Genomic DNA, 25766 nt, shown 5'->3' with positions numbered 1-25766 from the left:
GTTTATCGGACTCCCGAACGATGGCCCCTACCGCCCCTGACGCGCGGTAGGGGCGTATGGTCTTGTGAACGAATCGGTTATATTTGTCAGGTACCAAACTCCTGTCCACGATGTCAATTCTTTCCTATCCAAAAATTGAGGAATATCAGTTGCCTCACAAAAATATTCTGGTCATCAGTTGTATCGACCTGCGACTGACCGACAACCTGCTTCATTTTCTTCACCACGATAATCTGCACAATCGGTACGATCATTTTGCGCTGGCCGGTACTTCATTATGCACCCATGCGGCCCATGAACACCGGCATCGGTTTGATCCCCAGGCGTTGAAAACCTATGATCATTTCAAACCCTGGAAGACAACGCTCGACCACCATCTGGCAATAGCCGTGAAGTTGCACGACATTAAGGATGTTTACATTATAGAACACGAAGATTGTGGGGCATACAAGGAGTTTCTGATTGATGGGACGGGGACGTTCAGTTCAAGGGAGGAAGAATACCAATGCCACAAAGAGTTTGCCTTAACGCTTGCCAGGGAGATTCATACTAAACCGTTTCCAAAGGAAGTTGTCAAGGGAAATGAAATTGTGTTGGAAAATCACCAACTCAACGTCCATTGTTTTTTTATTGATTTGCGGGGAAATGTAAGGCTGATGGACAGTTTAACTTAAAAATCGATCCCCTCAAGTCTTGCAGTACTAAACCAGGACGTCTCAAAAAGGAAAAAGGCCCTCAGCAGCGTGTGCGGGGGCCTTTTTAACCGAGATATGAATACAACCTGAATTAAGTATCTCATTTGAGCACTAAATTCTCACCGAAAATTACAAAAAAGTTGATAACGGCCAACTTTTTTAATCGGATTTTGTGAAATTTTTTTGAAAAAGAACCGCATCAATTCGGCTCAGCTTCCCTGACAAAATGTTTTTGATTGGTCGAAATGTTAGCAATCGTCCATTCCACATCGCCGGAGAATGCATGGGCCCGAACCGGACAGTCGGCAATACGGCAATAGTGGCAACATTCCGGCAAACACGGATCGACGTGAATAAAAATTTCCACTTCCGTGTCGATTTCCCGCTTTAGCACTTCTTCAAACTCATGAACTTCCTGGTGAACCTGCGCCAGTGTCCAGTAGTAAGGCAGCGTCAGGTGGCAGTCGATGTGCAGATCAGCCCCGTACCGCTGCACGCGCGTGTTGTGAATATCGATCCAATTGCTGCGCTTGTGGTGTTTCAGAATATCCAGAATGCGTTGCAGCAGCGCCAGGTCGGTTTCGTCCATTAAACCCGCCACCGAGTGCCGGATCAGGCCGAGACCGTTGAAAATGATCACCCCGGAGAGAATAAGCGACAACAGGCCATCGAACCAGGTCAACCCGGTGAGCCAGATGAGGCCGATGCCCACCACCACGATCAAACTGCTTAGGCTGTCGACCAGCAGGTGACGACCGTCGGCAATGAGGGTGATCGAATTCGTAGCGCGTCCGTTTCGGATCAGCAGCCAGCCCACCAGCGCGTTGGCCACCGTGGTCAGGGCGATCAGCGCCAGACCCCAGTCCAGGTTGGTGATGGATTGCGGATGTGAAAAGGATTGAATGGCCTGGAAAATGATGAAAAGCCCCGCCGATAGAATTAACGCCCCTTCAAAACCGGAGGAGAAAAACTCAATTTTACCGTGTCCATACGGGTGATTTCGGTCGCGGGGCTGGCCGGATAGGTAAATGCTGTAGAGGGCAAACCCGCTGGCAATCACGTTGATAATGGATTCGAGGGCATCCGTCAAAACCGCCGTGGACGACGTCAGCCACCAGGCCGTAAATTTGAGAATCATCAGTGCCACACTCAGTCCCAATGAGATCGACATCCACTTGTATTTGATTCGCTGACTGGGTTGCATGGAGCCGTTGGCTGGTTTATAGCCTGTAAAGGTAGCAAACTGTAAAGGATTTCTCTTTACATTTGCTGGTATGGAGTTTACGGAAAATCCCTGGAAAACACTTACATCAACCGTTGTATATGATAACAACTGGTTGAAAATCAGACACGAAGAGGTGGTTACGCCCGCTAACACGCCCGGTATTTATGGCGTCGTCAGTTTCAAGAATAAAGCCGTTGTTGTTGTTCCTATTGATCAGGACGGCTACACCTATTTGGTAGGCCAATACCGCTATCCGCTCGATGAGTATTCCTGGGAGGTACCGGAAGGCGGTGCCCCCATCGGCACGGACCTGCTGGAATCGGCCCGGCGCGAACTCCGGGAAGAAACCGGCCTGGAAGCCGAAAAGTGGACGATGATTGGTCGCATTCACACCTCCAATTCGGCCACCGACGAAGAGGGCTTTCTGTACATCGCGGAGGAACTGACTCAGGGGGCGCACGAACCGGAAGAAACGGAACAATTGCAAATTCGGCGGGTTTCCTTAGCGGACGCCGTTGATATGGTGATGAACAGTGAAATTACCGATGCCCTCAGCGTCTGCGCCCTGCTGAAAGTAGCGCGGTTGAAACAGATCTGATCGCATGATGATTGAAGCTATTTTCTACGGTTTTATTGCGGGTATTTTACTTTGCCTGACGTTCGGAACCGTATTTTTTTCCCTGATGCAAAATAGTGTCGATAATGGCTACCGGTCGGGCATCAAGATTGCTTTCGGCGTGGTGGTTTGCGATGCCATTTTTGTCGTTTGTGCCTTGTTTGGTACGGCTTTTTTGCCCAAAATAGACGGTTTCGAATTCTATCTAACACTGTTTGGCGTGATTCTTCTGATGGCAATGGGCGTTGCCAACCTCTTTAAAGGGACGCCCCGGCTGGCTTATCCGAAAACCCGCTTCGGCAATTTCCTCTATTACTTCACGACGGGCTTCGTCCTGAATGCCATCAATCCGATCAACTTTATCACCTGGGTCACGCTGGCGGCATACCTGACCAATTCGCTGCACTACAGCCACCAGGAACGCTACGGTTTTATGATTGCCAGTCTGGTCAGTATTTTCCTGACCGAATCGGCACTGGCAGTTTTTGCCCACAAACTGAAGCGGTTTTTTACGCCCAAAGTGGTGCTGATCTTCAACCGGGTCACCGGAGTCGTCTTCATTTTCATTTCCCTTCAACTGGCCTGGACCCGGCTATACGATCCGCTGATTGCGATGCTGAAGCAATAACCAACTATAATTCCGTCGGCGATTCTAACCCCGTTAGCGGTCGAAGACCCTGACAGCGGTTAGAATCGCCGACGGGGTTATGTCCGCGCAGCACCCACTTCGATGCCCTGCGTTTTTAGAAAACCGTCCCAGTCGGCAATCATGTTTTTCTTCAGAACCCGCGGAAATTTGTTCTGACCGCCCATTTTTCCCTTGACTTCCATCCACTTGTAAAAAGTTTTGGCAGGTAACACCGTTACAAACACATCTTTGAGAGCGTGCCGGCGTTCGACCGCGTAATCATCGTTCAGTTCTTTTAATTTGGCGTCGATCAGGTTTTTCAACACCGTTTCATCGACCGGGTCGTTGGTCCCAATGTACCAGTGGTGCGCGAAAAGGGTGTCGTGTGAAATACCGGCGACCGTAAATTCCCGCACATCGATGTTGAGTTCCTGCGACGCCAGTTCGACGGCTTTGTTCATGTTATCCACCGACAGGTGTTCTCCGCACAGACTCAGAAAGTGCTTGGTTCGTCCGGTAATGACGATCTCGCTGTGTTTTTTGGAAACGAACTTAATCGTGTCGCCAATCAGGTACCGCCAGGCTCCCGAACAGGTCGAGATCAGCAGGGCGTATTCCTTACCTTCCTCCACTTCATCGATCATCAGCGCCTGTGGTTTGTCGATGACCTCGCCGTCGGCATTGAAGTTTTCGTCGTTGAACGGGATAAATTCGAAGAAAATGCCGTTGTCGAGTACCAACTGCATGCCTTCGGCGTTGGGGTGCGTCTGGTAGGCAATGAATCCCTCCGATGCCAGATACGTTTCGATGTAGGTGATCGGTCGGGCCAGCAGGTGCTCAAAACCGTGCCGATACGGTTCGAACGACACCCCGCCGTGGCAGAACACCATCAGATTCGGCCAGATGTCGTGAATGGTTTTGACCTTATAATGGGCAATGATTTTCTCCATCAGCAACTGAATCCAGGCCGGAACGCCCACCACAAAACCGATGTCCCACTGACTCGCCTGTTCCGTAATTTCGTCCAGTTTCAACGCCCAGTCGCGTTCCTGCGCAATTTCTTTGCCCGGTTTGTAAAACTGCTGGAACCAGAACGGAATCTGGCTGGCCGTAATCCCGCTCAAATCGCCTTCAAAATGGTTGTCGCGGTAATTTAGCATCGTGCTGCCGCCCAGCATCAGAAAGCCCTTTTCGTAGAGTTGCGATGGCAGGTGCTGGTAGCGGCCCAGGCTTAGAATTTGCCGGATGCTGGTTTTCTGAATCGCCTTCGACATGGTTTTCGTGACGGGAATGTATTTGGAAGCCGCTTCCGAGGTGCCGGAACTCAGCGCAAAATACTTGACCCGACCCGGCCAGCAGACGTTTTTTTCGCCGTTGATCGACCGTTGCCACCAGTCTTTGTAAATTTTGTTGTAATCGTAGATGGGAACGATCTCCCGAAACTTTTTATAAAACTCCTTTTCGTCTTCGAAAAAGGCGGCATTTTCAATGTCTTCAAACTGAAAAGCCTGTCCAAATTGCGTGTAGCGGGCTTTCCCGATCAGCTTGACAAAGGTTTTCTTCTGTAATTTAAGGGCATTCAATTTTTTCCGCCGAACCACGTTGGTCAGCGAAATACCCCTTTTCAATAAGCTTCCTAATAAGGCCATAGGGCAAAATCGTTAGGATTGTTGTTTACCGGTTTCGAGCAGTTCTTTCGGTGCAGCAGACGCCGGGATGGCCGGATTCCGTTCGTTGATGTTCCAGGATTTCATGGTTTCAATGATCTTGTAATCCGTCAGGTCCAGTTGGCAGGGAACCACCGACGTGCAGTTTTGCGACAGGGCGTATTCGTCGGTATCCTCCCCGGGATCGTCATTGACAAATTTCCCGGACATCCAGAAATAGCTCCGGCCGTAGGGGTCCTTGCGTTGGTCGAACTCTTCCTGCCAGCGGGCATCCGCCTGCCGACAGATCCGGATTTCCTGCAAAGGTTTGTCCGATTTGGCCGGGAAATTGACGTTCAGCGTGACACCTTTCGGAATACCGTGTTCAAGGGCGTGTCCGGCAATTTTCAGAATGTGGTCGTGCGTATGGGAAAAATCGGGATCGTGGGCGTAATCACAGAGCGAAAACCCGATCGCGGGAATGCCCTCGATGGCGGCTTCGATGGCCGCCGACATGGTGCCCGAATACAGCACACTGATGGACGTATTGCTGCCGTGGTTGATGCCGCTGACGACCAGATCCGGGCTGCGGTCTTTCAGTACAAAATGTTTCGCCAGCTTGACACAATCGGCGGGCGTTCCGGAGCATTCGTAGGCGGGTATACCCGGATACAGATCAACTTTATTTAAGCGGAGGGGAGAGGCAATCGTGATGGCGTGCCCCATGCCCGACTGCGGGCTGTTGGGCGCAACTACCACAACGTCACCCAGTTGTTGCATTAAACCCACCAGCGTTCGGATGCCGTGGGCGGTAATGCCATCATCGTTTGTGACTAGAATGAGCGGTTTTTGGTCCGGCATGATACTTCGTTTTGCGTGTTTACTGGATGCCAAAGGTAAGGGTTTCGGCTCTTTTCCCGCTCGACTATCCTCTTTTCCGTTAATTTTGTACGGCTTAATTTCAAACCATATGTCACTCGAGTTCAAAACCGCAACGCTTTCCGACATCGATTCCATCATTGCCCTGCAGGAACTCATCTGGGAACCCACCTACCGCGCCATTCTCGACCAGGAACAGATTACCTACATGTTTCAGGCCATTTATTCACAGGAGGCCCTCCGGGAGCAAATGACCGTCGAGAAACAGGAGTTTATTCTGGCCTTTTCTGATCAGAAATTGACCGGTTTTGCAGCGTTCTCGCGGAATGAAGCCAACGACGAGCGGTTTAAGTTACACAAAATCTACGTATTGCCGACCGAACAGGGCAAGGGAACCGGACGGCTTTTGCTGGAAGAAGTCATCCGCCGGTGCCTTTCGGCTGGCGGAAACCGCCTGTATCTGAACGTAAACCGGTATAACAAAGCCCGGCAATTCTACGAACGGCTGGGCTTTGAAGTGGTCCGGGAAGAAGATATTCCGATCGGGCCGTACTGGATGAATGATTTTGTACTCGAAAAACCGTTAGTGACTCAGGGTTGATTGCTGGCTCCGGTAGCCCAGCAGGGGCGAATAGCCCCGGGTTTCCTTCGCGTAGTAGCCGGTGCCGTCGTAGGGGCGCAGGGCCGGGTCGGTTTTGCAGGCATCCGCGCAGGTTCCCTGGTGCTCGTCTCCACACGCTTCGCAGAGCGTCACGTGGTTGTTGCAGGCCGGGCTGGCGCAGTTGATCATCCGGTCGGTGTGCGTTCCGCAACGGTAGCAGGTTGAAATCACCACCGGGTTCACCTGGTTGACATCGACCGCAACCCGGTTATCGAACACGTAACACTTGCCATCGAAGTCTTCACCGCCTTCCTCAAGACCGTATTTGATAATACCGCCGTGAAGCTGGTAGACGTTCTCAAACCCCTGATCAAGCAGGTAGGCACTGGCTTTTTCGCACTTGATGCCGCCCGTGCAATACGTAATGATTTTTTTGTTTTTCAGGTGTTTGATTTCGTCCAGGTGCTGCGGCAGTTCCCGCAGATTCTCCATGTCGAACGTAATCGCTCCTTTGAATTTGCCGACGGAATGTTCGTAATTGGACCGCATGTCGATCAACACCACGTCTTCTTCGTCCTTCATCTGCCGGAATTCCTCCGGTTCGAGGTGAACCCCGGTTCTGACGCGCGGATCGACCGGCAGGTCGGAATTGACGATCTCGTCTTTCAACCGAACATTCAGTTTCTGAAACGCGTGGCTGGCGTAATCGTCCACCTTAAATTCCAGGCTTTCAAACCGCGGGTCGGACTTCACAATCCGCATGTATTCGTCACAGTCGGCGGGCAAACCTGAAACCGTGCCGTTCAGTCCTTCGGGCGCGATGATGATTCGGCCCAGCAAATTGAGCCGGATGCACAGCCGGTGGTGTTCATCCCGAAACTGCTCCGGGTTTTCAATGGTTGTATAGCAATAATATAATAAAACGCGATAGGGCTTCATAACACAAACAATTCCTGTCACTGGTTCACACACAAAGATATAAAAAGTATCCCTGACGTCCATGTTTGGGTAACGAATGACCGCTATGCACATCGCGATAACCGGAAATATCGGGGCCGGAAAAACGACACTGGCCCATCTACTCGGCGCTCACTACGGCTGGGAGGTTCTGAAAGAAGCCGTCGAGGACAATCCGTATCTGGTGGATTTCTATGAGGACATGAATCGCTGGTCGTTCAACCTCCAGATTTACTTTCTGAACAGCCGGTTTGAGCAAATGCTGACGATCAATGCCGGAAACCGGTCGGTGGTGCAGGACCGGACGATTTACGAAGATGCCTCTATTTTTGCCCGCAACCTGCACGAAAGCGGGTTTATGAGTCCGCGTGATTACCAGACCTACCGCCGGGTGTTCGAAAACATGCTGGAGCTGGTTCATCCGCCGGACCTGATGATTTACCTGCGTGCGGGAATTCCCAAGCTTCGGGAGCAGATTCGCAAACGGGGCCGGGACTACGAAAAATCCATCAGCCCGGCGTATCTGGCGAACTTAAACCGGTATTACGAAGCCTTCACTGCCGACTATACCGACGGAAAATTACTGGTAATCGACGTAAACGAGCTGGATTACGTGAACCATCCGGAGGATTTACGGGCAATTATAAAGCGGATTGACCGGGTGTTGGGAGGAAATTGAAGTCTTACGCTATCACCTTCGCTTCCATCTGCCCTTCGTCCAGCGGCTGCATCAGCTCCTTGATTTCGGCCCTGGTCAGCTCCGGGTCAAGCCAGCGCCGTTCTTCTTCACGGTTCAGAATGAGCGGCATGCGCTTTTTAGTATTGTGAATGTATTCCATGAGCGGGTTGGCCTTCGTGGTCACGATCGAAAAGGTCGGCCGGTTTTTCCAGACCGAATAAATGCCGCCCAGGGCAAACGGTTTTTGATCCGTCAGGGTGATGTAGTACGGAATTTTCTGTTTCCCTTCGTGGCGCCATTCGTAAAAACCGTCGATGAGCAGCAGGCAGCGTTTTGACTGGATGCTATCCCGAAAAGACGGTTTTTCAAAAATCGAATCTTCCCTGGCATTGAGGGTCATGTTGGCCAACTCGGCCGCTTTGTCTTCCCGGGCCCAGACCGGTAATAATCCCCATTGAAAAAGCTGGATTTCCTGCGGATTTTCCTGCGTAATAACGGGCAGCGGCGGATGAGCAAAACCGGAAATTTTTCCCACTGAAACATATGAATCCGGGTATCGCAGAATTTTATTCAATTTTGCCAATTCGACCAGTTCAGCCCGGGCATTGACGGAATAACACATCGGAACGGTTGGATGTTGCGTACTCCAAGGTACGAAATTTCCCGGAAATGAGGGGGCAGGAACCAGGCCGCAGGCTGGAAAACGGGCCTGCGGGCGTAAAAAAAAGCTCCGTAAAAATAGCTAGTGGTCAATCCCGAAAATCAGGATCAATTTTTGTTAGGGATGCAATTATCAGACAGCTATATAAAGTATCTAAGAATAAACCTATATTGCACTTTTAGAATCTCTGGGCCTTTTACATGAAAATCGTTATTCTCTCGCTGCTGGCCTTTTTCCTGATTTGTTCCGCTTCCGTAGCTCAGACGGGACCGGTTCGGTTTAAGCACATTACCACCAATGAGGGGCTTTCCCAAAGCAACGTAACCTGCATCATTCAGGATCAGCAGGGCTTTATGTGGTTTGGGACACAGGATGGACTCAACCTCTACGACGGCTATTCGTTTACGATTTACCGCAATGATCCAAACCGGCCCAACAGCCTGAGTGATAATTACATTCGCTCCCTCTATGAAGACCGGCAGGGTCGCCTGTGGATCGGAACCGACGCCGGAGGCTTGTGCTTGTTTGATAAAAAAACCGGGGGCTTTACATCGTACCGGCAGATTGAGCGGGATCCTAAAAGTTTGAGTAACAACCGGGTAACGGCCATTGTTGAAGACCGGTATGGCCATCTCTGGATCGGAACCGACGCCGGACTCAATCGATTTAACACCGCCGACCACACCTTTACGCACTACCGCCACCAAGCCGGTGTTCCTACCAGTTTGAGTAATAATTTTGTTCAGGATGTGGTGATCGACCGCGTGGGCCGGATCTGGGTATCAACTTTTGGCGGAGGACTTAACCGGCTGGATACCACGATGCACACCTTTCGTCATTATCAAAACCGCCCGGCCGATCCGTCGTCATTGAGTCACAACAATCTTCGGCAACTTTTTGAAGATTCGAAGGGAGAACTCTGGATTGCCACGGAAGGGGGTGGGCTCAACCGGCTGAATCCCGATCAGGAAACCTTCACTCGCTACCAGCACAATCCGGCCGATCCGGGTACCATTAGTCACAATGACCTGAACTCACTCGGGGAGGATCGCCATGGGAATTTGTGGATTGGCACCGAAAATGGCGGGATCAGTGTCCTCAATAAAAACCGGACCACCTTTACCCGGTACCTGTACGACGAAAACAAGGCCGACGGAATCAACGATGCTTCAGTATATGCCATTTGCCGGGACCGCAGCAGCAACATGTGGATTGGTACCTACAATCAGGGAATTAATTTCCTGGATCACCAGCCCGCCAAATTCGTGCTCTACAAGCGGGATAAAAACAGTTCGAATACGCTGAATAACTCCAACATCATGTCGATGCTGGTGGACCCGCAGGGCAATTTGTGGATCGGAACGGACGGAGGGGGGTTGAATGTCCTGATGAAAGCCACGCAAAAATATACGTACTACAAACACAGCCCGACCGATCCGGGCAGCGTAGGCAGTAACTTCATCATGAGTGTGTATCAGGATGCGGACAACGATATCTGGGTAGGAAATTACAAAGGCGGACTCAGTCGGTTTGATAAATCGACCGGAAAATTTACCAACTTCAGGCAAACCAACAACGCCAAAGGTTTGAGCCACGAAACGGTTTGCACCATCGTTGAGGGCAAAAAAGGTGAAATCTGGCTGGGAACGCTGGGGGGCGGGATCAGCCGGTATGACAAAAACACCGGGAAATTCACGCACTTCCGGCCGGATCCTTCCCAGCCCGGCAGCATCAGCGAGGGATACATCAGTTCGCTCTGTTACGACCACACTGGAACCTTGTGGGTCGGCACCGAAGGCGGAGGCTTAAACCGGTACAATCCCGAAACCGGCACCTTTACCGTGTACCGGCACAACCGGCAGGTGGCCGGCACAATCAGCCATAATCTGATCAACAGCCTGTATGAAGATGCCAGCGGGAAGCTCTGGGTGGGCACCAACGGCGGCTTGAACCGTTTTGACCGGCGTAAACAGACGTTTGTGGCCTTCCGACAGAAAAACGGGCTGACCAACGAAGTGATTCGGGCCATTACCAGCGATCGGCGCGGAAACATCTGGATCAGCACCAACAAAGGGCTGGCCCGCTTCGATCAGAATAACCAGACGTTTCGCAATTTTGACGCCGGTGACGGTCTGCAACGGGGTTTCTTCAATCGCATGTCGGTTTACAAAACCAGGCAGGGCGACTTGTACTTCGGGGGGATTGGCGGTTTGAACGCGTTTTCGCCCGACAGTCTGCGGGATAACCCCGACGTTCCGCCGGTTTACATCACGAGCCTGCACGTTTTCGACCAGCCGGTCTGGCTCCGCTCCAACAAGATCAGCCTGTCGGCGAAGCAATCGACGCTCACCTTCGAATTTGCGGCTTTAAATTACTCACTGCCCGAAAAAAACCAGTACGCTTACAAACTGGAAGGATTCGATCGGGACTGGAACTACAAAAACCACAAGCGCGTGGTTACCTACACCAACCTCGACCCTGGTTTTTACACCTTCCGGGTGAAGGCGTCCAACAATGACGGCGTCTGGAATGAACGGGGCACGGCATTCCGGGTCATTATCAAACCGCCATTCTGGCAAACCTGGTGGTTTGGGTCGTTAATGGCCCTGGCGTTTCTGGCCAGCCCCAACCTCATCATTCGCTGGCGAACCCGCGCACTCAAAGCCCAGAAGGAGAAACTGGAAGAAATTGTGACCGAGCGAACGGCCCAGGTGCTTTACCAAAAGGAAGAGTTGCAATCGCAGTCGGAACATTTGCAGGCCCTGGTTGAAGAAATTCACGAACAGCAGATTCAGGAAAAAAAGGCCCGGGAAGAAGCGGAGCAAGCCAACCAGGCCAAGAGCGTCTTTCTGGCCACGATGAGCCACGAAATCCGAACGCCCATGAACGGCGTGCTGGGCATGACCTATCTGTTGCAGGAAACGGAACTGTCGGAAGAACAGCACGAATACGTCGATACCATTCACCAGTGCGGAACCAACCTGCTGGGGGTTATCAACGACATTCTCGACTTTTCCAAGATCGAATCCGGAAGTCTGGAGCTGGAAGAAGGCGACATCGATTTGCTCCATTGTGTGGAAGATGTGCTGGATCTGTTTGCCGGAAAAGCCGCCGAAAACGGGCTGGACCTGGTCTACCAGTTTGAACATCAGGTGCCTCTGCACGTTATCGGAGACGGGTTGCGCCTGCGTCAGATTCTGATCAACCTGATCGGGAATGCGGTTAAGTTCACCCACAAAGGCGAAGTGTTTGTGCGGGCCGACGTTCGCCAGCGCATCAACGACAATGAGCTGGAACTGGCGTTTCAGGTGCGCGACACGGGTATCGGCATTCCCGAAGACAAACGCCAGCGGCTTTTCAAGGCATTCTCCCAGGTCGATTCCTCCATGACCCGGCGGTATGGCGGCACAGGCCTGGGGCTGGCGATTAGCGAGCGGCTGGTCAAATTGATGGGCGGTGAAATCGAGGTCGAAAGCGAGGAAGGCCGGGGCACGACCTTTACATTTACCGTTCGTTGCCGGGTAAGTCAACAGGCCAAACGGCACTATATTTTGTTCAATACCGCCGAAAACGAAGGCAAACGGGTGCTGGTGGTCGACGATAACCAGACCAACCTGACCATCCTGAAATCGCAGCTTGAGCAGTGGAAACTGGTTCCGGTAACGGCCTTGTCGGGCGCTCAGGCGTTATCGCTCCTGTCGGCCAATCCGTTGTTTCAACTGGTCGTTACCGATATGCAGATGCCGGGGATGAACGGGGTGGATCTGGCCCGAAAAATCCGTTCGCAGTATCCCCGGCTGCCGATTATTCTGCTGAGCTCGGTGGGTGAAGAGACCCGGAAATCGTATCCGGATCTTTTTTCGGCCATTCTTACCAAACCCATCCGCCAGCAGCAGCTTTTCGATCTGGTACAACGGCAACTGAAACAGCCCGATGAAACCCAGTCGGCGATATTTCGTCCCGTTCAACACAGTTTATCTGACGATTTCGCCCGGCAAAACCCCCTTGCTATTCTGGTTGCGGAGGATTATCTGGCCAATCAGAAACTTATTCTGAATATTCTGAACAAGCTGGGATACCAGCCCGATCTGGCTCAAAACGGGAGCGAAGTGCTGACCATGTTGCGGGATAAACCGTATGATGCCATCCTGATGGATGTTCAGATGCCTGAAATGAACGGTCTGGAAGCCACCCGACGCATTCGCCGACAAGCTGGCCCGCAGCCCATCATCATTGCGATGACGGCCAATGCCATGAAGGAAGATGAGCAGGAATGTCTGCAAGCCGGGATGGACGATTACATTTCCAAACCGTTGTTGCTCGACGTGCTGAAAACCGCCCTGGAAAAAGCCTCGATCCGGCGGCAGCAGCGGGTGTAGGGTGTCAATAAGCTATCTTTATTTCTGCATGCGCACTTCGTATCGGGTGTCACATCCTTTGGTGTGCTTTCGGGCGGGTTTCCGGTACAAAGAACCACAACACGGCCAGGGCAATGACGGCTAATCCGGCCAGAGTCAGGAATGCCACATGGTAGCTGGTTCGCTGGAGGAGGGCACCCGAAAAAGCATTGCTGAGTGATGCACCCAAGCCAACGGCGGTCGCAATGGCACCCTGCGTGGTGTTGAACAATCCGCTCCCGCTGGTCAGATCGGATACCATCAGAATCGATAGGACGCCAAAAATGCCCGCTCCAATCCCATCCAGGATCTGAATGGCTACCAGCAAAATTGGGTCGTTTGTCAGCGTATAAAGCAGTCCCCGAATGGGTAATACGGCAAATGCAATCAGTAACAACCGCTTACGGCCTAGCGTAGCCAGTTGTCCGGTAACGTGACTGACAGGAATCATGACCACTTGTGCCACGATGATGCAGGCCGACATGTACGCTGATGAAGCCCCGGCACTACTTCCCTGGGCCAGGCGCTGGCCCAGCAGGGGCAGCATGGCGGCATTTGCAAAGTGGAATAACACGCAAGCCAGAGCAAAAAACAGGATCGATCGGTTTCCCATCACGGCTTGAATCCCCGTCGCTTTGTCTTCCTTTTCCTCCCCTTTTTCGGTGGAGCTTTTGCCCCGGGCCATTTCATGGTCAATGTCATCTTCCCGAATCCGCCAGAGGGATACACTGCTCACAAGCGACATCATGGCAAGCAAGACAAAAATACCTTCCGTTTGTACATAATACCCAATGAGACCAGCCAGTATGGCGGCAACTACATTGCCCGCATGGTTGAAGGTTTCATTCCGGCCAATCCGATTATCAAGCGCTTTGGGTCCAACCAGGCCGAGCGTGATAGCAGCAACCGCCGGAACAAACCAGGCCGCAGCAAAGCCCATGAGGACCTGTCCACCCAGAATAATTTCATAGCGGGGCCACAGAACGGTAAGCAGAGCGGCCGAAGCAATCAGCAGAGCGGCCAGAATCGATAACAGACGTTTCCGTCGCGTGCGGTCAACGAGTATTCCGGCAGGTGTTTGGGCCACAACGGTTGCAATGCCCATAAGTGACATGGCGATTCCGATATCCTGGGCGTTCCAATGTCGCGTGGCGAGTAAATAGATGGCCAGGTAGGGGCCAAGGCCGTCACGCACATCCGCCAGGAAGAAATTGGCCGCATCCAGTGCCCGCAAGCTTGTCCTGGTGGGGATGGATGCCGGAATTTCAGGAGATGCTCTTACCATTTTTTGAAAATAAAAAAGACGGCTATGACCATGAAGGCAAACCCCACCAGGTGATTCCAGGCTAGTTTATCCGTTTTGAAAAAGTAAACCGTGATGAGTGTAAAGACCGTCAGCGAAACCGCTTCTTGAATCGTTTTCAATTCGAATAAGGAAAATGGACCCCCCGTTTCGTTGGAGCCAATTCGGTTGGCCGGCACCTGAAACACATACTCAAAAAAAGCCAGCCCCCAACTGAGCATGACAATGCCGAACAGAGACAGTTTTGCGATGAATGGATAGTTTTTGAGTTGAAGGTGGCCATACCAGGCCAGGGTCATAAAAATGTTCGAGACGGTTAGCAGGCCGATGCAGTAAAGTGATTTCATTCGTTTTCTCAATTGGGATGATGGTACCCTAAACCCCCTGTGCGCAGGTCTTGTTACGCTCTATTCAAAATTCATTTTTATCAAACCGGGAATGCCGCCCATCGTACTACGACTTGGCTCCTCATTGACACGCACTTATTCGATGCCCGACGGGGTCGTTCGTAGGGTGGTGGGAGGCCGAATTACGTGCATTTAGAATGCAAATTCTACCCGAACAAACTGAGGGTGAACTGAAGAAGAAATTAATTAATCTTAAGCTGAAGAACGCTTCATCAATCGTTTACTACAAAAAAATCCCCGTAAACAGCCGCTTACGGGGATTTTCGATTTCAATGTGTCCACGGAGGGATTCGAACCCTCACACCATGACGGCACCACCCCCTCAAGATGGCGTGTCTACCAATTCCACCACATGGACAGGAAAACCGTATTTTTTGTGGATGCAAAAGTAGGCACTTGCACTCAAAAAACCAAGGCGTCTTTCCTTATTACTAAAAAATGATGCGACCATCAGTATGTGCAGTGATCTCTGTGCCTTTATGACCCAGAACGTATAGTGGTTCGTAGCTGGCGTGAAAAACAAAAGCGCGGACCCTATTCAGGTCGGTGGTTCTACTACCGGGCTGGTTCGTTCATCATAGGTTAGCACTGAACCTGGCTCTTCTCCCGATAGAAGAGCCAGTGTTTTTTTGTGGGGGGACGATTGACGGTTGACCATGGACCGTTGACGATGGACCATTGTCGAAATGGCTTCTCTTCTCTCCGAATAACGGTCCATCGTCAATGGTCCATCGTCAACGGTCCATGGTCAACCGTCAATCGTCCCCCTTTAACAGCACCACCAATTCATCGATGGCGGCCCGGATGTTATCGCGGACGTCCAGGATGGACGCTTCCATCATGTAACAGGGTGCGGTAATGATCTTGTTTTCCCGATCGACTGAAATTTCCCGAACGGTTTTCATCTCAGCGTGGTGGCCAAGCGAAGTGATTCCGGCGGCAATTCCGCTGATTTCATACGGGCTTTCTTCCCGGTCCGACCCCACCGTGAGCGTGGCCGAAATTCCGCTGCCCTCCAGGGCTTTGGCCAGCGTGGTGGGACTCATGCAAAGGGCGACAATCGGTTTCTTGAGCGAAACCAGGTCGAGGATGAATTGCTTGACCGGTTCCAGGATCGCACCCTGCGGGCCTTCAAACGCCCATTTCGTAATATTTTTGGCCGTACCAAAACCGCCCGGCATCACCAGCCCATCCAGTTCGTCGGCGGTCAGGGTGGCCAGATTCCGGATGTTGCCCCGCGCAATTCGGGCCGATTCGACCAGCACGTTGCGGGTTTCCGGCATTTCCTCACCCGTCAGGTGGTTGATCGCGTGGTATTGGTCCACATCCGGGGCGATGCAAACCGTCTCGGCACCCACTTCTGCCAGGGCCAGCAGTGTCAAAACGGCTTCGTGAATTTCGGTGCCATCGTAGACGCCGTTTCCGTGTAGCAAGACTCCGATTTTCATAATTCAGGGGATCGATGAGGTGGTTTTTTGGGGAAAATTAAGCCAAAATGTTGTAACTTCAACGATTCATTTCAACCTTCGCCGGACGAAACGAAATTCTGAACGTAAGAACCAAACAGAAAATAACAGAGAGCATATGGCAATGGAATTAGTAGGTAAACTGGTGAAAGTTTTACCTGAACAATCGGGTCAGGGGAAAAATGGAACCTGGACGAAGCAACAATTTGTACTCGAAACCATCGACCAGTTTCCCAAACAAGTCTGCCTGATGGCCTGGGGCGAAAAAGCCGCCGAACTGGCGCAGTATGCGCCGGGCGACACGATGAAATGCGCCATCAGCATCGAATCCCGCGAATACAATGACCGCTGGTATACCGACGTGCGGGCCTGGCGGATCGAAGCAGCCGAAGGCGGTGGAGGAGGATACGAACCGCAATCAGCCCCAGCTGCTGCCCCCCGTCGCTCGGAACCCCGTGCAGCCGCAGCAGACCGCCCTCTGACGACGTTTGAGGAAGAAGACAACGGACTTCCGTTCTAAGGGTAAACTGACCTCTCGGGTGATTTTCGGTTCTGCCGAAAATCACCCGAATCAGAGTTTGGAAAACAGCTTTTCCATCCCTTCATCGATCTGTTTCTGAAGCTTCCCCGGCTTCTTCGGGATAACCCCTTCCACAATCCCCTGCCAAACCATCTCATTCCGCTTCGAATCGATCAGGTGTACATCGATCGTTCCCTGCCGGTATTTACCCACGGGAATTTCCTGACTCCGCCAGCTGTAGCGCCGTTGCCCGATGTAATAGGGCGGATCTGTGCGAAAATTCGTTTCGCGGGTCTGGGTCTTCTCATCGACCGCAATCCCAATGTTCATCATCAGATCCGGCTGCGTGTCGACCCGACGGAGTCCTTTGTTCACCAACTGTTTTTCAATGGCGGCTTTCAACCCATCGACCTGTGATCGGTAAAAACCGCTCTGGGGAATATCGCCTGTCGATTCGATGTCCGAAAAGGCAAACGTCCGGTAATTGGACAACGCAAAGTTGGGAGCCGGTTCGGTCTTGACGACGCGAATCGAGCTACAGGCAGCGCCTGCCATCAAAAGAAAGAAAAAACAGGCCGGTGTGAGGGCTTTCATGAATTGGATGGTTCATTCATTTGCTTTTTAAACGAATGGCCGGTGAAAAAGTTGGCAGGAGCATGAATGAGTGGTGGAATGCAATAAAAATCCCGCCCCTGAGAAGGATGCGGGTTCGTGAAGAAAGCGGGTCTTCGCTGTATTTTTGGTGATCCGGCTGGGATTCGAACCCAGGACCCATACATTAAAAGTGTATTGCTCTACCAGCTGAGCTACCAGATCGAAAAAGGTGAAGACGAAAAGAAATGATTATGAACCGTAACCTTTCTACTTTTACCTTTTGTAATTTTGGGTCGCTTCCCAAAATTGCGATGCAAAAGTACCTTTTCTGACGTGAAAATGCAAGGTCACCCTATAAAATTGCTCTATTTTTTTTCATTTCTGCTGTTCCTCCGGGTCGGAAACGCATCCGCAGCATCGACGTCCGTGACCCTCTATCAGGCTGATTCTCTGTTTGCTGCGGGACTCTACCCGGCTGCCGTAGAAGCCTATGAATCCCACCTTCAAAAAGGCTATAAACCGACCGATCCGATGCTGTTGAAGCTGGCGTATGTATGGGAGAAACAGGGCGACGTGGCCAAAATGCTCTATTATCTGCAAATTTATTTCGACCGTCGGCCCGACGAAGCCATTCTGAAAAAGATGCATGATGTGGCCATTCAGAACAACCTCCGGGGCTACGAAACCGATGATCTGAATTATTTTTACCTGTTCTACAAGCAATATGGGCTCTACATCACGCTCGGGCTGGTGTTGCTGGGGACCTATGCCTTTGGCATTTTCTGGCTGAAATACCGCAACCGCGAACCGGCTCGCCGACGGCACAAACTCATCGTCCTGGCTTACCTCACGGGCTTGCTGCTGCTGGTCAATCTGCCCGAACGCTACCAGTCCGGGATCATCAACCGCGACCGCGTTCTGCTCCGGCGCGATCCCTCGTCCGCAGCCCCGGTGGCCGATGTGATCAACCGGGGCCACAAGGTCAACATCCTCGGCAGCCAGGACGTCTGGCTCCACGTCTTCTGGAACGACGGCCTGTACTACGTCCGGAAGGATAGTGTGTGGTTGATTTAACTTTGTGGTTTACGGTTTACAGTTTACGGTGGCTGACGCATTATACATCGCGCTAGTGAGCATGCGTCAGCCACCGTAAACCGAATACCGTAAACCTAAACCGCTTTCCTCAACGGCGAGTCTTTCTCCTTCGCCAGGGTGTTATACACCAGGCGATCCATGAGTCCGGGGATCCATTTGTTGAGGAAAACCGTCAGCTTGCCCTGGAAGGTCAGGATCAGGTCGCGTTTCCGGCGCTTGACGGCCTTTACAATGTGATCGGCACATTCTTCCGCGCTCATCATTTTGCTCTCGTCACGCATCGTTTCTCCCGCTGCCTTGCCTTCGTTGTTCAGGGCAGAAACGCGGATGTTGGAGGTCGTGAAACCCGGACAGGCCACCAGCACATGAACGCCGGTGTCGAGCAGTTCGGTGCGGAGGGCTTCCAGAAAACCGTTCATGGCAAATTTGGAGGCCGAATACCCGCTGCGAACCGGCAGCCCCCGGTAGCCGGCAATCGACGAAATCCCGACAATAGAGCCTTTGGTTTTCAGAATGTGGGGCAGCGCGTAGCGGGTGGCATACACCGTTCCCATGAAATTGATGTCCATCACTTTCCGGATCACGTCCGGGTCCAGATCCAGCAACATCGAGCGCATGCTGATGCCCGCGTTATTGATTAGAATATCCAGCCGCCCGTATTTCCGGATCGTCGCATCGATCAACCTCCGGACGTCGGCTTCCTGGCTCACGTCGGCCTGAATCGCCAGTGTTTCGATGCCGCTCCGGCGCAATTCGTCACGGACGGTTTCGAGCGATTCGGGCGTTCGGGCGCAAATGACGATGGAAGCCTGCTCGAGGCCAAACGCAAAAGCGAGTGCTTTGCCAATTCCCGACGAAGCACCCGTAATCAAAACAACTTTATCTTTCATGAAACGGGGGAAATTCCGGATGTGACCCGAAAGGAGGGCGGATAAATAATTATCAGTTTTTGGTAGAAACTTCTCATTTTAATAAGTTATCTAGGTATTGCCCGCCTGAGGTTGCAGAGAATTAGTGCAAAGTTAGTATTATTGCGGAGCAATCTGGACCATTTACTATTTACGATTTATGAAAAGAACATTTGCGTATCTGATGACCGCCTTTGTGGCAGCAGCCCTGACGGTGACATCCTGCTCACCCATTAAAGACGCTCCCGACCAGAAAGATACAGTCGAATTTGAAGCCACCCTGAACGGCGCGCAGGAAGTCCCCTCGACGCCCTCGACGGCAACCGGCACGATGACAGGGACTTACAACAAGACGACGAAAGAATTGAGCTATACCATCAATTACACCGGTGTGACGCCGTCGGCCGGCCACATTCACTTGGCACCCGGTGGCCCCGGTACAAATGGTAGCGTTATCATTCCATTTGCCTCCCTGACGAGCCCGATTAGCGGAAAAAGCACGCTGACCCAGGTGCAGGAAAACGCGCTGATGGAAGGACGGCTTTATTCAAATCTGCACACGACCCGGTATCCCGGTGGTGAAATTCGCGGAAATATCATGCGGAAACAATTCTAAAATTGACGGTGTCAATTTTAGAAGCCTTTTGCTTTTGCCCCTTTAGGGGGATTTAGGGGCAAAAGCAAAAGGCTAAAACACATAAAAAAAGCGATCCCGGAAAGGATCGCTTTTTTTGTGCGTTTTAGCGAAGGAGCGTCACCGTGCCTTTGTATGACCGGTTGGTGTACTGAATCAGGTAATAATATTGCCCCGGTGGATAGTCTTCTCCATCCCAGCGGAAGAGCCGGTTGGTGGACGAAAAAACCGCTTTTCCCCATCGGTTCACGATGTCGACCCGGCGAAACTGATCGGAACAATTGTCCAGTGGTAGGTTGGGAACGCTGAATACATCGTTTTTGCCGTCCTCGTTGGGCGTAATAACGTTCGTAATGGTGATGTTGTAATCGACGGGAACGTCCTTCACCACGAAGGTGACGCGGGTCGTATCGTAGCGGTTCGGGCAACTGCTGTCCTGCGAAATAAAATCGAGTTCAAACGTGGCCTGCTCTTTTCCCTGTAGCACCGAGCAATCGGGTTGCCAGACAAAGGGCGAGGTCAGCGGCCCCGGCCCGGTTTTGTTTTCAAACTGCATGCCCATGCTTTTCCAGTCGAAATTTCGGCCCACCGCCGTGAGCTTCAGCACGTCGGGATCGGGATCTTCGGCAATGGCATCGAAGCGAATCGCAGCCGGCACCGAGTCGCCGTGCGTGATGGTCAACTCAACCACCGGATCAGTCAGCGTGGTTCGAACCGTGGGCGGTCGGCCGGTTGCGGGCGTGGCTTTCAGCCGAACGGTCACGGTGTCGCGCAGATTTCGGTTGCAGCGGGTGTCGGTCACGATGAAATCAACGACATATTCCGTGTTTTTGACCTGATCACACTGCGGATTCCAGTTAAATTGCGAACTCACCGAGCCCTGTCCCGAAACCGCCGAGAAGCTCATGCCGACCTGAGCGAGGGTAAACCCGCGTCCGACGGCCGTCAGCGTGATCATATCCTTATCGGCATCGGTTCCCAACACGTTGAACTGTAGGTTTTTGCCCGCCTGTACGGTCGTCTGGTTGCCGGGCAGGGTCGTTTCTGCATCCGGTCGGCGGTTGAGTTCCGGTTCCAGCAGCAGCGTGACAAAAAGTGTGTCTTTCAAACCCTGCGGACAACCCTCATCAGTCGCCAGCAGGGCCAGTTGCAGCGGTTTTCCATCGGCCAGGCATTTGTCGAAACAAATCCGGGTCCGCACCGAATCGCCGGAAGTGCGGATCGTCACTTCATCCGGTGAAAACGTAATCCCTTGCGCCGGACCGTTCAAGACCGACAGCTTGACCTTCTGGTTGGCATCCAGATCGGTAACGTACACATCCACGCAATTGGCATCCTGGGTGCTCAACTTCAAGACCGTGCCTTCCTTGTAAAAAGCCGACTGTCCGGTTTGCCGCATCGCCACGGCGGGCGGGTTATTTTTTTGACAGTCAATGACTTTGAGCTGAAAATCCCGACGCACGAGGCCGATTCGCTGGTAAACACCCGACGCATTTTTCCGGTATTCTTCCACCTGAACGCAAAAAACAAACAGACCTACCTGCCCGGCGGTTACGGTGAGTTGGCCGGTTCGGGTATTGACCCGCAACGGCAGCGGTCCCGGAATGGCCCGATCCTGGTTGAGTCCGCTGCTCCACCGGACTTCGGGATACGACGAACTGGGCAAGGCCACCTGTGGGCGGGGATTGGCCGCCGTGCTGAAACCGTTATAGGGCGTTACGAGCCGGTAGGCCAGGCTGTCGCCGTCTGCGTCGGTAGCGCCGAAATCGAACGCAAATGGCTGGTTGATGCAGATGTAATCACCCTGGACGGGCCGAAACGTGGGAGAGGAGTTGAAGAGGTCCGTGCTGCCGGTTCGTTGCGCCGGAAACTCCAGGTAAAACGTAGAACCAGCCTGACCGGGATTCTGGATATTGCTGATGGAATTGTTGCGACAACAGCGTTCCCAGACCATGTAATAGCCGCGCGGATCGTTGAACGCATTTAGATTGAACACCACATTCCCGCTGTATTTCAGCAGACGGGTACGAAGCGACGGCAGCGCGCACGCCGGTTTGGTGTAGTCGACGGGCTGCGAGCCGATTTGCGGTAGTTCGACCGAACCGATGAACGCATTGTCGCCTTTGCGGTAAATAAAAATAACAACGGTGGGATCTTCGGCCTGTGGGTTACCGTTCAGATCATCGAAATAAAGGTTGAGGTTGATTTGGTGGGTAAACGGGTTTTGATTGGTCAGCCGTTTCAACTCCAGTTCACCCCCCACGATGTGCGTCGCCATAGCCGGAAAAATCAGGCCCACCCAGCCCACCACCAACCAACACCACCAGGCTGTAATCCGATAAAACTGTTTCATTCAAATACGGATAGGGTTGTCGAAACCAAAATACGGTGCTTAATTTACAGAATTTATTACAGTTTATTATGTCAGGAAAGACCCAAAAGATGTCGCAACGGTTGCAAGCGATTCGGATTGATGATGTTGCGGCTGAAGGAAAATGTTTGATTCGAACGGATGAGGGAGTCATCTTTGTGGAAGGCCGTTCGGGTGGGCCAGTGGCTGCACCGGGTGACGTGGTCGATATTCGGATTGTCAACCGGAAAAAACAATACCGGGAAGCGGTCGTCGAAAAAATACATTCCTTTGGGCCAAGCCGGGCCGAACCGTTTTGTTCTCATTTTGGCACCTGTGGCGGGTGTAAATGGCAGCACATCCGCTACGACGAACAACTGCGTTTCAAAGGCCAGCAGGTGTTCGATCACCTGACCCGGATCGGCAAGGTGCAACTGCCCCCGGTTCGACCGACCCTGCCCTCCGTTCAAACTACCTATTACCGCAACAAACTGGAATTTACCTGCGCCGACGGTCGGTGGATCACCGAGGAGGAGATTCGCTCCGGAATGTCGGTGGACAAACGGGCGGTCGGTTTTCACATTCCGAAGCGGTTTGATAAAATTCTGCCCATTCAGCACTGTTATTTGCAACCCGATCCGTCGAATGCCATCCGGCTGGCGGTAGGTGCCTATGCGTTCGAGCACGGGTTTACGATGTATAACCTGAACACGCACGTCGGTTTTTTGCGCACAGTCATTATCCGCACCGCTTCGACAGGGCAGGTGATGGTGGTGGTGCAGGTCGCCGAGGACCGGCCGGAGGAGTTGGCCGGATTGATGGACATGCTGAAAACGACTTTTCCGCAGATCGCGTCGCTGAATTACATTCTGAACACCAAACTGAATGATTCGTACCAGGATCAGACCGTGGTTCCGTATTGGGGAAAACCGTACATCGAGGAGCAGATGGAGGATGGCAGCGGCCAACCGTTAACCTTCCGGGTTGGCCCCAAATCCTTTTACCAGACCAATGCCGCCCAGGCCTTCGAACTCTACAAAATCACGCGCGACTGGGCGGGGCTGACGGGTTCCGAGCGCGTGTATGACCTCTACACCGGAACCGGAACCATTGGCCTTTTTGTAGCCCGGAAAGCGAAGCAAGTGATTGGTATTGAATACATTGAAGCGGCTGTTCAGGATGCGCGGGTGAATGCGTCCATCAACGGAATTCACAACGCGGAGTTCCTGGCGGGCGACATGGGAACCCTGTTGACACCGTCTCTTTTTAACAAATACGGAAAACCGGATGTGGTCATCACCGATCCGCCCCGGGCGGGTATGGACGAAGCCGTGACGCGAAATCTGTTGCAGGCTGCTCCCCAACGTATTGTTTACGTGAGTTGCAACACCGCCACCCAGGCCCGCGATCTGGCCATTCTGGACGAATTATACGAAGTGAAAGACGTTCAGCCCGTCGACATGTTTCCGCATACCCACCACGTCGAGAATGTGGTGAAGCTGGAGAAGAGGGGTTAAGAGTTAAAAGTTAAAAGTTAAGAGTTAAAAATTAAAAGTGAGCTGACGCGTGCTAACCACCGAACCGCTAACTCTTAACTTTTAATTTTTAACTTTTAACTTAAAAGGGTGTTTCCTGCTGGTTGGGGTCAATGTGGCCGAAGTTGGTGAAGTTGCCGCCGGGCGTATTTAAGGTATTGGCTTTGCTTTTGACAATACCGCCCTGGTTTTCGAAGGTCTGCGCACCGGACGTTTTGGCGTCGAAACCGGCCGAAGGCCCACTGAATGGGGGAGGAGTCTGCGGCATGAAGAAGGCATCCAGATCGGCGAATTTGGTGTATTTGCCCACGAAGCGCAGTTGAACGGTATCCAGCGAACCCGACCGGTTTTTGGCGATGATGACTTCCCCGATTCCGGATACGGAATTACCAGCTTCGTCGGCACTGATTCCGTAGTATTCAGGCCGGTAGAGGAAGATAACCATGTCGGCATCCTGCTCGATGGAGCCGGATTCCCGAAGGTCGGAGAGTTGCGGTTTTTTGTCGCCACCCCGGGTTTCAACGGCCCGGCTTAACTGCGACAGGGCAATGACCGGAACGTTCAACTCTTTCGCAAGGTTTTTCATGGCCCGCGAAATCGAGGCAATTTCCTGTTCACGGTTACCGCCCATTTTGCCCGACGTGTCGCCCTGCATCAACTGCAAATAGTCGATTACGACCAGTTGAATATCGTGCTGGGCTTTCAACCGGCGGCATTTGGCGCGTAATTCCAGGATGGAAAGGGCGGGCGTATCGTCGATGAAGATCGGCGCTTCGGTCAGGCGCTGGATTTTATGGTGAAGCTGCGCCCATTCGTGCGGAGCCAGATTTCCTTTCTTGATTTTTTCACTATCGATCTCCGCTTCTGCCGAGATCAGCCGGTTGACCAACTGCACCGACGACATTTCGAGTGAGAAAATCGCCACCGCCTGCCCAAAATCGACGGCAGCATTGCGGAGGGCGCTAACTACAAATGCAGTTTTACCCATCCCTGGCCTGGCCGCCAGAATGATCAATTCCGACCGCTGCCAGCCGGACGTCAGCCGGTCGAGGGCACTGAATCCCGACGGAACACCCGTCAGGCCGTCCTTCATGTTCTTTTTCTGCTCCAGTTCATCCAGCGCCTGCCGCATGATGGTGCTCATGTCGGCGTAGTTCTTGCGGATGTTGGATTCCGAAATCTTGAACATCGACTGCTCGATGCGGTCGAGGAGGTTGAAAACGTCGGTGGTATCCTCGTAGGCGTCGCGCTGGATTTCGTTGGCAACCGTAATAAGGGCGCGTTTGATGGAAGCTTCCGCAATGACGCGGGCGTGGTACTCGATGTTGGCGGCTGAGGTAACGCGGGTCGTGAGTTCCGTCACGTAGCCACCGCCCCCAACAACCTCAATTTCACCGGTTTTACGCAGTTGCTGGGTCACCGTCAGCATATCGACCGGTTCGGCGTTTCCGAACAGGGTGACAATGGCGTTATAAATTCGATTGTTGGCTTCCTTATAAAAACTTTCCGGCTTCAAAATGTCGATGACGGCCGAAAGCGCATCCTTTTCAATCATCAACGCACCCAGCACCGCTTCTTCCAGATCGATGGCCTGCGGGGGCAATTTGCCCAGTCCCGTTGGCGTCAGCATGTGGTTTACACCGTCGGACAGGCTACGCCGGTTACCCAGGTAAGGGGTCTTCCGAAAGTTAGAATTAGTAGGGCGATCGTTCTCCATTGCTTTGCAAGTATAGCCAATCGGTGTTAGAATGAAAAGCCGTCAGGCCGGTTGTCACGGGGTTCTGGGGAGGTTAGCCACACACTAAGTTGTTGTCTCTAAAGTACATATTCCCCGGCTGGCGGGGTGAAAAAAAAGTGAAAATGTTTTTTGTTTTTAGCTTACGGTTTAAATCGATTTTACAGTCTTGCTGGCCCATCGAATTCAGGATTGTTGGCGGAAAAGGCAACTGATTAATCGTGAAGGTTTTGCG

22 protein-coding genes and 2 tRNA genes are annotated in these 25766 nt (G+C 52.4%); 10 read left to right on the top strand and 14 right to left on the bottom strand.

The window, feature by feature from the left end; genetic code table 11:
* Positions 1-110: 110 nt before the first annotated feature.
* Entirely contained in the window at positions 111-674 is a 564-nt protein-coding gene (locus F0P93_RS02440; protein WP_150874776.1) for a hypothetical protein, read from the top strand.
* A 220-nt stretch (positions 675-894) separates the two neighbouring features.
* Here the strand turns inward: F0P93_RS02440 and F0P93_RS02435 are convergent, their stop codons facing one another.
* A complete protein-coding gene (locus F0P93_RS02435; protein ID WP_150874775.1) occupies positions 895-1899 on the bottom strand; it encodes a cation diffusion facilitator family transporter in 1005 nt (334 codons plus the stop codon).
* A gap of 70 nt (positions 1900-1969) precedes the next feature.
* Between F0P93_RS02435 and F0P93_RS02430 the strand changes: the two genes are divergently transcribed.
* A complete protein-coding gene (locus tag F0P93_RS02430; RefSeq protein WP_150874774.1) occupies positions 1970-2518 on the top strand; it encodes an NUDIX domain-containing protein in 549 nt (182 codons plus the stop codon).
* 7 nt (positions 2519-2525) lie between these two features.
* A complete protein-coding gene (locus F0P93_RS02425; RefSeq protein WP_138992013.1) occupies positions 2526-3164 on the top strand; it encodes a LysE family translocator in 639 nt (212 codons plus the stop codon).
* Between the two features lie 77 nt (positions 3165-3241).
* On the opposite strand, the gene F0P93_RS02420 is transcribed toward F0P93_RS02425, so the two are convergent.
* On the bottom strand, positions 3242-4813 hold the full coding sequence (locus F0P93_RS02420) for a GH3 auxin-responsive promoter family protein (RefSeq protein WP_150874773.1): 1572 nt from the start codon (positions 4811-4813) through the stop codon (positions 3242-3244).
* Between the two features lie 12 nt (positions 4814-4825).
* The gene (gene surE, locus F0P93_RS02415) at positions 4826-5671 is read right to left on the bottom strand and encodes a 5'/3'-nucleotidase SurE (protein WP_150874772.1); all 846 of its coding nucleotides are present in this window, start codon (positions 5669-5671) and stop codon (positions 4826-4828) included.
* Between the two features lie 109 nt (positions 5672-5780).
* Here surE and F0P93_RS02410 point away from each other — a divergent pair, with 109 nt between their 5' ends.
* Positions 5781-6290, top strand: coding sequence for a GNAT family N-acetyltransferase (locus F0P93_RS02410; protein WP_150874771.1), 510 nt, complete (start codon positions 5781-5783; stop codon positions 6288-6290).
* On the opposite strand, the gene trhO is transcribed toward F0P93_RS02410, so the two are convergent.
* Complete coding sequence (gene trhO / locus F0P93_RS02405; protein ID WP_150874770.1) at positions 6273-7229, bottom strand: oxygen-dependent tRNA uridine(34) hydroxylase TrhO; 957 nt, start codon at positions 7227-7229, stop codon at positions 6273-6275. The two genes, F0P93_RS02410 and trhO, sit on opposite strands and share 18 nt — an antisense overlap.
* Positions 7230-7314: 85 nt before the next feature.
* Here trhO and F0P93_RS02400 point away from each other — a divergent pair, with 85 nt between their 5' ends.
* Positions 7315-7926 carry a deoxynucleoside kinase gene (locus tag F0P93_RS02400; protein WP_150874769.1) on the top strand — a complete coding sequence of 204 codons (612 nt, stop codon included), beginning with the start codon at positions 7315-7317 and terminating at the stop codon, positions 7924-7926.
* 4 nt (positions 7927-7930) lie between these two features.
* Here the strand turns inward: F0P93_RS02400 and F0P93_RS02395 are convergent, their stop codons facing one another.
* Positions 7931-8548: an SOS response-associated peptidase gene (locus F0P93_RS02395; RefSeq protein ID WP_150874768.1), complete on the bottom strand. Its 618-nt coding sequence runs from the start codon at positions 8546-8548 to the stop codon at positions 7931-7933.
* A gap of 239 nt (positions 8549-8787) precedes the next feature.
* On the opposite strand from F0P93_RS02395, the gene F0P93_RS02390 reads away from it, so the two are divergent.
* Positions 8788-12966: a hybrid sensor histidine kinase/response regulator gene (locus tag F0P93_RS02390; RefSeq protein WP_150874767.1), complete on the top strand. Its 4179-nt coding sequence runs from the start codon at positions 8788-8790 to the stop codon at positions 12964-12966.
* 49 nt (positions 12967-13015) lie between these two features.
* On the opposite strand, the gene F0P93_RS02385 is transcribed toward F0P93_RS02390, so the two are convergent.
* The 4 genes from F0P93_RS02385 to elbB all read right to left on the bottom strand — a co-directional run bounded on the left by F0P93_RS02385 (position 13016) and on the right by elbB (position 16142).
* Complete coding sequence (locus tag F0P93_RS02385; protein ID WP_150874766.1) at positions 13016-14269, bottom strand: MFS transporter; 1254 nt, start codon at positions 14267-14269, stop codon at positions 13016-13018.
* On the bottom strand, positions 14263-14634 hold the full coding sequence (locus tag F0P93_RS02380; protein ID WP_150874765.1) for a DMT family protein: 372 nt from the start codon (positions 14632-14634) through the stop codon (positions 14263-14265). Before F0P93_RS02380 ends, F0P93_RS02385 begins: the two co-directional genes overlap by 7 nt.
* 335 nt (positions 14635-14969) lie before the next feature.
* Positions 14970-15052 (bottom strand) — tRNA-Leu (locus F0P93_RS02375).
* A gap of 397 nt (positions 15053-15449) precedes the next feature.
* Entirely contained in the window at positions 15450-16142 is a 693-nt protein-coding gene (gene elbB / locus F0P93_RS02370) for an isoprenoid biosynthesis glyoxalase ElbB (RefSeq protein WP_150874764.1), read from the bottom strand.
* Between the two features lie 163 nt (positions 16143-16305).
* Here elbB and F0P93_RS02365 point away from each other — a divergent pair, with 163 nt between their 5' ends.
* The gene (locus tag F0P93_RS02365; protein WP_374756762.1) at positions 16306-16680 is read left to right on the top strand and encodes a DUF3127 domain-containing protein; all 375 of its coding nucleotides are present in this window, start codon (positions 16306-16308) and stop codon (positions 16678-16680) included.
* 51 nt (positions 16681-16731) lie between these two features.
* Here F0P93_RS02365 and F0P93_RS02360 read toward each other — a convergent pair whose 3' ends face one another.
* Positions 16732-17274: a DUF4136 domain-containing protein gene (locus tag F0P93_RS02360; protein ID WP_150874763.1), complete on the bottom strand. Its 543-nt coding sequence runs from the start codon at positions 17272-17274 to the stop codon at positions 16732-16734.
* A gap of 146 nt (positions 17275-17420) precedes the next feature.
* Positions 17421-17496, bottom strand: a tRNA-Lys gene (locus F0P93_RS02355).
* A gap of 117 nt (positions 17497-17613) precedes the next feature.
* Between F0P93_RS02355 and F0P93_RS02350 the strand changes: the two genes are divergently transcribed.
* Positions 17614-18348 carry an SH3 domain-containing protein gene (locus F0P93_RS02350; protein ID WP_150874762.1) on the top strand — a complete coding sequence of 245 codons (735 nt, stop codon included), beginning with the start codon at positions 17614-17616 and terminating at the stop codon, positions 18346-18348.
* Positions 18349-18443: 95 nt separating this feature from the next.
* Here the strand turns inward: F0P93_RS02350 and F0P93_RS02345 are convergent, their stop codons facing one another.
* Positions 18444-19259 (bottom strand): SDR family oxidoreductase, encoded by an 816-nt coding sequence (locus F0P93_RS02345; RefSeq protein WP_150874761.1) that lies wholly within the window; start codon positions 19257-19259, stop codon positions 18444-18446.
* 178 nt (positions 19260-19437) lie between these two features.
* Here F0P93_RS02345 and F0P93_RS02340 point away from each other — a divergent pair, with 178 nt between their 5' ends.
* Positions 19438-19893: a CHRD domain-containing protein gene (locus F0P93_RS02340; RefSeq protein ID WP_150874760.1), complete on the top strand. Its 456-nt coding sequence runs from the start codon at positions 19438-19440 to the stop codon at positions 19891-19893.
* 124 nt (positions 19894-20017) lie between these two features.
* On the opposite strand, the gene F0P93_RS02335 is transcribed toward F0P93_RS02340, so the two are convergent.
* Positions 20018-22264: a T9SS type B sorting domain-containing protein gene (locus F0P93_RS02335; protein WP_150874759.1), complete on the bottom strand. Its 2247-nt coding sequence runs from the start codon at positions 22262-22264 to the stop codon at positions 20018-20020.
* Positions 22265-22332: 68 nt separating this feature from the next.
* Here F0P93_RS02335 and rlmD point away from each other — a divergent pair, with 68 nt between their 5' ends.
* Positions 22333-23778, top strand: a complete 1446-nt coding sequence (gene rlmD / locus F0P93_RS02330; protein ID WP_150874758.1) for a 23S rRNA (uracil(1939)-C(5))-methyltransferase RlmD — start codon at positions 22333-22335, stop codon at positions 23776-23778.
* A gap of 100 nt (positions 23779-23878) precedes the next feature.
* Here rlmD and dnaB read toward each other — a convergent pair whose 3' ends face one another.
* Positions 23879-25426, bottom strand: coding sequence for a replicative DNA helicase (dnaB, locus tag F0P93_RS02325; protein ID WP_374756761.1), 1548 nt, complete (start codon positions 25424-25426; stop codon positions 23879-23881).
* Between the last annotated feature and the right edge of the window lie 340 nt (positions 25427-25766).

It is taken from the genome of Larkinella humicola (genome assembly GCF_008727875.1).
Lineage (GTDB): Bacteria > Bacteroidota > Bacteroidia > Cytophagales > Spirosomataceae > Larkinella > Larkinella humicola.
This window is presented reverse-complemented; position numbering and strand designations above follow the sequence as displayed.

Bases quoted from the DNA above. Each gene is read 5' to 3' on its own strand.
- F0P93_RS02440 (WP_150874776.1), top strand. From the start codon at position 111: ATGTCAATTCTTTCCTATCCAAAAATTGAGGAATATCAGTTGCCTCAC.
- F0P93_RS02435 (WP_150874775.1), bottom strand. From the start codon at position 1,899: ATGCAACCCAGTCAGCGAATCAAATACAAGTGGATGTCGATCTCATTG.
- F0P93_RS02430 (WP_150874774.1), top strand. From the start codon at position 1,970: ATGGAGTTTACGGAAAATCCCTGGAAAACACTTACATCAACCGTTGTA.
- F0P93_RS02425 (WP_138992013.1), top strand. From the start codon at position 2,526: ATGATTGAAGCTATTTTCTACGGTTTTATTGCGGGTATTTTACTTTGC.
- F0P93_RS02420 (WP_150874773.1), bottom strand. From the start codon at position 4,813: ATGGCCTTATTAGGAAGCTTATTGAAAAGGGGTATTTCGCTGACCAAC.
- surE (WP_150874772.1), bottom strand. From the start codon at position 5,671: ATGCCGGACCAAAAACCGCTCATTCTAGTCACAAACGATGATGGCATT.
- F0P93_RS02410 (WP_150874771.1), top strand. From the start codon at position 5,781: ATGTCACTCGAGTTCAAAACCGCAACGCTTTCCGACATCGATTCCATC.
- trhO (WP_150874770.1), bottom strand. From the start codon at position 7,229: ATGAAGCCCTATCGCGTTTTATTATATTATTGCTATACAACCATTGAA.
- F0P93_RS02400 (WP_150874769.1), top strand. From the start codon at position 7,315: ATGCACATCGCGATAACCGGAAATATCGGGGCCGGAAAAACGACACTG.
- F0P93_RS02395 (WP_150874768.1), bottom strand. From the start codon at position 8,548: ATGTGTTATTCCGTCAATGCCCGGGCTGAACTGGTCGAATTGGCAAAA.
- F0P93_RS02390 (WP_150874767.1), top strand. From the start codon at position 8,788: ATGAAAATCGTTATTCTCTCGCTGCTGGCCTTTTTCCTGATTTGTTCC.
- F0P93_RS02385 (WP_150874766.1), bottom strand. From the start codon at position 14,269: ATGGTAAGAGCATCTCCTGAAATTCCGGCATCCATCCCCACCAGGACA.
- F0P93_RS02380 (WP_150874765.1), bottom strand. From the start codon at position 14,634: ATGAAATCACTTTACTGCATCGGCCTGCTAACCGTCTCGAACATTTTT.
- elbB (WP_150874764.1), bottom strand. From the start codon at position 16,142: ATGAAAATCGGAGTCTTGCTACACGGAAACGGCGTCTACGATGGCACC.
- F0P93_RS02360 (WP_150874763.1), bottom strand. From the start codon at position 17,274: ATGAAAGCCCTCACACCGGCCTGTTTTTTCTTTCTTTTGATGGCAGGC.
- F0P93_RS02350 (WP_150874762.1), top strand. From the start codon at position 17,614: ATGCAAGGTCACCCTATAAAATTGCTCTATTTTTTTTCATTTCTGCTG.
- F0P93_RS02345 (WP_150874761.1), bottom strand. From the start codon at position 19,259: ATGAAAGATAAAGTTGTTTTGATTACGGGTGCTTCGTCGGGAATTGGC.
- F0P93_RS02340 (WP_150874760.1), top strand. From the start codon at position 19,438: ATGAAAAGAACATTTGCGTATCTGATGACCGCCTTTGTGGCAGCAGCC.
- F0P93_RS02335 (WP_150874759.1), bottom strand. From the start codon at position 22,264: ATGAAACAGTTTTATCGGATTACAGCCTGGTGGTGTTGGTTGGTGGTG.
- rlmD (WP_150874758.1), top strand. From the start codon at position 22,333: ATGTCAGGAAAGACCCAAAAGATGTCGCAACGGTTGCAAGCGATTCGG.
- dnaB (WP_374756761.1), bottom strand. From the start codon at position 25,426: ATGCTGACGCCAACGGGACTGGGCAAATTGCCCCCGCAGGCCATCGAT.